The following is a 1,491-nucleotide window of genomic DNA, read 5'->3' on the forward strand; positions in this document are numbered from 1 at the left end:
TCGTGTGGACCGTTCAGTAACGAAAATCCTGGTCATAGTAGCAGCGTTAGTCGGGTTAGAACCCCGACGGCCGAACGAGTAAGGGTTCCTCAGCAATGCTGATCAGCTGAGGGTTAGCCGGTCCTAAGTCAATCCGTAAGTCGAAATTGACAACAGGGAAATAGGTTAATATTCCTATGCCAGTGTGCACTCAAAGCCGACGCTTTGGGGCCGCCTCTGCCGGGCTATCGCCCGGTCGAACAGTCGAAATCCGTGGAAACCGTAATGGTACGAAGCGGACGAATGACTGGATAGCGTAAGAGAGGCCAACCTAGAGCCCGTGAAAAGGCAAGCACACTGTCCGTACCGAGATCCGACACAGGTACTCGTGGCGGCGAAAGCCAAGGTCTGTCGGGAGCAACCGACGTTAGGGAATTCGGCAAGTTAGTCCCGTACGTTCGCAATAAGGGATGCCTGCCTCGCGAAGAGGCAGGTCGCAGTGACTCGGGCGCTCCGACTGTCTAGTAACAACATAGGTGACCGCAAATCCGCAAGGACTCGTACGGTCACTGAATCCTGCCCAGTGCAGGTATCTGAACACCCCGTACAAGGGGACGAAGGACCTGTTAACGGCGGGGGTAACTATGACCCTCTTAAGGTAGCGTAGTACCTTGCCGCTTCAGTAGCGGCTTGCATGAATGGATCAACGAGAGCGCCACTGTCCCAACGTTGGGCCCGGTGAACTGTACGTTCCAGTGCGGAGTCTGGAGACCCCCAAGGGGAAGCGAAGACCCTATAGAGCTTTACTGCAGGCTGTCACTGAGACGTGGTCGCCATTGTGCAGCATAGGTAGGAGGCGTTACACAGGTACCCGCGCTAGCGGGCCACCGAGCCAGCATTGAAATACTACCCGATGGTGACTGCGACTCTCACTCCTGGCGGAGGACACTGGTAGCCGGGCAGTTTGACTGGGGCGGTACGCGCCTGAAAAGATATCGGGCGCGCCCCAAGATTTCCTCACCCGAGTCGGAGACTCGGGGAAGAGCGCAAGAGCAAAAGGAAGTCTGACAGTGTCCGGCACAACGACGGACGCTGACGCGAAAGCGTGGTCTAGCGAACCAATTAGGCTGCTTGATGCGGCCAATTGCTGACAGAAAAGCTACCTTAGGGATAACAGAGTCGTCACCCGCAAGAGCACATATCGACCGGGTGGCTTGCTACCTCGATGTCGGTTCCCTCCATCCTGCCCGTGCAGAAGCGGGCAAGGGTGAGGTTGTTCGCCTATTAAAGGAGGTCGTGAGCTGGGTTTAGACCGTCGTGAGACAGGTCGGCTGCTATCTATTGGGGGTGTTACGGTATCTGACGGGAACGTTCGTATAGTACGAGAGGAACTACGAATGGGTGCCACTCGTGTACCAGCTGTCCGGAAGGGCACGTGCTGGGCAGCGACGCACCACGGGGTAAGAGCTGAACGCATCTAAGCTCGAAACCCACCTGAAAAAGAGATACCAC

1 rRNA gene is annotated in these 1,491 nt (G+C 56.3%); it reads left to right on the plus strand.

Features of this window, described 5'->3' with window-relative positions:
• A 23S ribosomal RNA gene (locus ACJYUO_RS21830) occupies positions 1 to 1,491 on the plus strand; the annotation flags it as partial.

It is taken from the genome of Natrinema sp. CRL1 (assembly GCF_059162405.1).